This window comes from Neisseria sp. P0022.S010 (genome assembly GCF_051956635.1).
Window position 1 is genome coordinate 1 of sequence record NZ_JBQCXF010000855.1, and the last position, 481, is coordinate 481.

The 481-nt window shown below is 53.4% G+C and carries 1 protein-coding gene; it reads left to right on the top strand.

What is annotated here, in order from left to right:
* The coding region (locus ACTHUT_RS21775) for a hypothetical protein (protein WP_440419896.1) at positions 1-481 on the top strand (481 nt) is incomplete at both ends.

A 481-nucleotide genomic window follows, 5' to 3' on the forward strand; every position in this document is an offset into this window, starting at 1 on the left:
TCTCTACTTGTGCCCTCTCCCTCCCTTTTTCCCCTCTTTCGCCTTCTTCTCCTTCACCACTGGCTTCACCTTCTTCCCCTTTTTCGCCTTGTTCGCTTTGTCCACCAGCCCCACCTTTTTCGCCTTCTTTGTCTTTTTCGCCTTTCGCACCGGCTTTACCTTCTTCACCTTTGTCGCCGTTTTCGCCTTGTGCACTGGCTTCACCTTGGTCACCTTTGTCGCCTTTTTCGCCTTTAGCACCGGCTTCACCTTGGTCACCTTTGTCGCCTTTTTCGCCTTTGGCACCGGCTTCACCTTGGTCCCCTTTGTCGCCTTTTTCGCCTTTAGCACCGGCTTCACCTTGGTCACCTTTGTCGCCTTTTTCGCCTTTGGCACCGGCTTCAACTTGGTCGACTTTGTCGCCTTTTTCGCCTTTAGCACCGGCTTCACCTTGGTCACCTTTGTCGCCTTTTTCGCCTTTGGCACCGGCTTAACCTTGGTG